This window comes from Bradyrhizobium sp. Mp27, assembly GCF_029953005.1.
Classification (GTDB): domain Bacteria; phylum Pseudomonadota; class Alphaproteobacteria; order Rhizobiales; family Xanthobacteraceae; genus Bradyrhizobium; species Bradyrhizobium barranii.
Genome location: NZ_JASAUS010000365.1, coordinates 1 through 2,997 on the forward strand (window position 1 = coordinate 1; position 2,997 = coordinate 2,997).

3 protein-coding genes and 1 pseudogene are annotated in these 2,997 nt (G+C 57.1%); 2 read left to right on the forward strand and 2 right to left on the reverse strand.

The features are described 5' to 3' along the window. Nucleotides 1–469: 469 nt before the first annotated feature. On the reverse strand, nt 470–1,741 hold the full coding sequence (locus QJT78_RS49780) for a Fic family protein (RefSeq protein WP_245289419.1): 1,272 nt from the start codon (nt 1,739–1,741) through the stop codon (nt 470–472). Between the two features lie 76 nt (nt 1,742–1,817). Between QJT78_RS49780 and QJT78_RS49785 the strand changes: the two genes are divergently transcribed. Then, nucleotides 1,818–2,483 (forward strand): helix-turn-helix transcriptional regulator, encoded by a 666-nt coding sequence (locus QJT78_RS49785; RefSeq protein ID WP_028154502.1) that lies wholly within the window; start codon nt 1,818–1,820, stop codon nt 2,481–2,483. An 11-nt stretch (nt 2,484–2,494) separates the two neighbouring features. Further along, complete coding sequence (locus QJT78_RS49790; protein ID WP_028154503.1) at nt 2,495–2,908, forward strand: hypothetical protein; 414 nt, start codon at nt 2,495–2,497, stop codon at nt 2,906–2,908. On the opposite strand, the pseudogene QJT78_RS49795 reads toward QJT78_RS49790, so the two are convergent. Then, nucleotides 2,901–2,997: pseudogene (locus QJT78_RS49795) on the reverse strand (IS5/IS1182 family transposase); the annotation flags it as partial. The gene QJT78_RS49790 and the pseudogene QJT78_RS49795 sit on opposite strands and share 8 nt — an antisense overlap.

Consider the following 2,997-nt stretch of genomic DNA (forward strand, 5'->3'; position numbering starts at 1 on the left):
ACGCCCTCCCGACGCAACGACAAAACCGTAAAGCCCCGCGTTCAGCATAACCCGGCAGGAATCCACTTAAATCCAGCGGGGCGCTGTCCAAACAACCGGGGCCAGCTCTCATGGTCAGAAGCAGGTATTCCCCGATGGCCCGATTGGCGACAGGCTCCCCGGCGGCAGCTCTAGCTATAAGATCGGCACCGAGGGACCGAATGCGCGGATCGAAAGCGACGGCTGTCTGCCGGTGTACCCCTAGGGGATCGGAACTGAGATAAGTGACCTCGAAGAGTTCGGGACGGTTAGGGTCGGATCTGACGAAAACCGGACTGTGCTCGTCTATACGGCACATCCGGCAGGCCTTCGACCAGCACATCGAGAATTTTTTCTGGTTTCCGGAGGATGCATGGTGATGATCGATACTTGGAGTGGAATCGTATGTACGATTCTACGATGATCGTGTCTGGCGTTGCCCGCCGAAAACTCAGGCGGCCGGCTGGTACAATCTCGGAAACCATCGATCGACAACGGCCGAGGGAAAGCCCAGCTTCACGGGCGAGCGCGTCGTGGGTGAAACGAGGTAGCCCTTTTCAATAAGGGCGTTGAGGACCGTTCGCGCTTGGCGTTCTTCGTATCCCGTAAGGGTAGGCGCATTACCCCGCGTGTACTCTCCGGCCATGACCGCTTCGCGCAGTAAAGGCCAAGAGCCCTTTGGAAGCCGCTTTGCACGCGTTTCCTCCTCGGTCCAGATCTCCATCCGCCTGAGCAGTTCTTCCGGTTCCAAAAGCCCCGTCATGAAGTCGACCTGGTCAACGCAGGTGGTAAGGAAGAATTGGCAGAACCCGACAAGCCCCGACATCGTGAGATTACCGCGGCCATCAAGGTCACCGCGCCGCGGTTCGTCTGCCGCCTGTAGGTTTGCTTTATAATCGGCGACTCGCCGCGCGAGTCCCCGCGAGACGGCCCAAAGCTCAGAGCCGACTTCTAACTCGCGCAAGAGTGCATGTGAGAACAGGCGTGTCACGCGGCCATTACCGTCCAGAAACGGGTGAATCCAGGCCAGGCGATGGTGTGATGCCGCAACGCCGATAATTTTGCGTAGCTTTGAAAGGTGAGGGGACGAATATCCTTCGGCAAAACGCTTCAGGAATGCGGGGAGATCGGCTGGATCGGGAGGGATGTGACGCCCCACTCTCACCTGGTCTTGGCGAAGTTCGCCGGGTACGATCTTGATCTTCTTCTTGGTCGTGGGATGGTCAACGACCAGCAGCTCTTCGGGCAGGCGTTCGCAGAAGTTTTTGTGCGTCCAGACAATAAAATCGACGGACAGCGCGGGCGAGGGGGCTTCGCCGCGATCGATAATCTGCTGAACTTCAATGTGAGCGCGCGCCTCTAATTGCAGATTCCGGCGCTCCGGCTCCTTGGCCAGGTCGTTGTTCAGTGCTCGATCAATGTCGATGGGCAGTGTGTTGTGGCCCTCGATGAGGTTGGAGTAGTAACAGTTCATCGAACGCACCAGATCGCCTACCGAGGCCCTCATGACCGGGTGGAGGCGGCCGGCCAGCGTGTTGGCCCTTGCAACCAAATCAGTTGCGAGATCTTCGAGTTCCTGCCGATCCTCGGGCAGGAGAGGCTCCATTGCTGATACATCCATTTTTGCCGCTTCCTTTGCCGCCAGAATATATAGCAATATCAATCGATATATAAAGATTAGTGCTGCCCGTTTTGCCGGTTTTATTGCCGCTTCAAAAGGCAAATAAATGAATGGATCTCTTTACTATAGGACCAATGGTCCTATATATAACTAGGTCCAACGGACCTAGGAAAGCCTTATGACTCTCGTCAGAACACCGGAAGCTTTGAAGGACGCGCGCGCTTCGCTTGGATTAAGCGCAGACGCCTTGGCCAAAATCGTGCGGGTTGAAGATGGGCGCACGGTCCGCCGATGGGAAGCCGGCGAACGCGAAATCCCCGGGCCTGTTATCGTTATTCTGGAAGCGGCCATCGGCTATCTCGACAGCATCAAGCTGATCGACACGCAGCTGGCCATGTTGCGCTCGGGCAAAATGACCAGCGGCGAAACAACGAGTGCTGGCAGGATCGATCAGACCGACGCCGACATTGAACGTCTCACGGTCTCTCGAAAGAGCCTTGTAGAGGCCCTGGAGATACTGACCCGGCAGCCGGCCAATGATGGCTCAGACCGGGTTCATTGGTACACTTTGCAGCGGGCAACACCGCTATTTGACCCGGCACAAAAGGACGAATGGTCGATCCCCGGAGAACTGAGCCCTGAAGCTGCCTTGGCCTATTTTGCCAAGCATGAGGGGTTCGACGAAGGGCTCGAAGTCGCCAACGACGAAGGCCCTCTTAAGGAGTTCGTTCTTGAAAAGCGCGAAGTGCTACGCCGTCAAGTTGGCGCCTCGCAGCGCCTCAGCGCGGGCCGCGTGATCCAGACCTATGCGGTGCGCCGACATCTCAGGCATTCCAATCCATGAAGGCGTAGCAGATGACGAACCTAAAGCGTTCGGAGATGCGCTTAATCGACAGCGCCTTGGGCATGGGCAGCGGCTACGTCCTCAATTTCTCCGATCGCACTTTTGCTGAATTCTTCGACGACGAGTTCAGGATCGACGTCGACCAGCAGCGTTACAAGACGCGGGGGACGTCCAAAGCCAATCGGTTGCGCTCGTTCATAGATCAAGAGGACGAGCACCTGGTTGCCCGCGTCCTCCGTCGCCTATGGAAAGAGCGCGAGGAGATTCCGATCTTTCGAGACGCCGATGACCACGGGTCTCTGAAGATCAAACTGTTCGAGCTCATCGCCACTATCGAGGGTGGCGCGGCCGTTCCGAGGACGGATGTTATCGAAAGGTTTACCCGCGACGAAACTCTTGAGGAGCTAGGGTCCAGACTCAATTGAGCCAATATGCGACGAGAGCGGCGAGATGAACAGCGGCCAAAAAATTACGGGCGAGCTTGTCATATCGCGTGGCGATGCGCCGGAAGTCC

Coding starts and splice junctions, on each gene's coding strand:
- QJT78_RS49785 (WP_028154502.1), top strand. CDS start 1,818: ATGACTCTCGTCAGAACACCGGAAGCTTTGAAGGACGCGCGCGCTTCG.
- QJT78_RS49790 (WP_028154503.1), top strand. CDS start 2,495: ATGACGAACCTAAAGCGTTCGGAGATGCGCTTAATCGACAGCGCCTTG.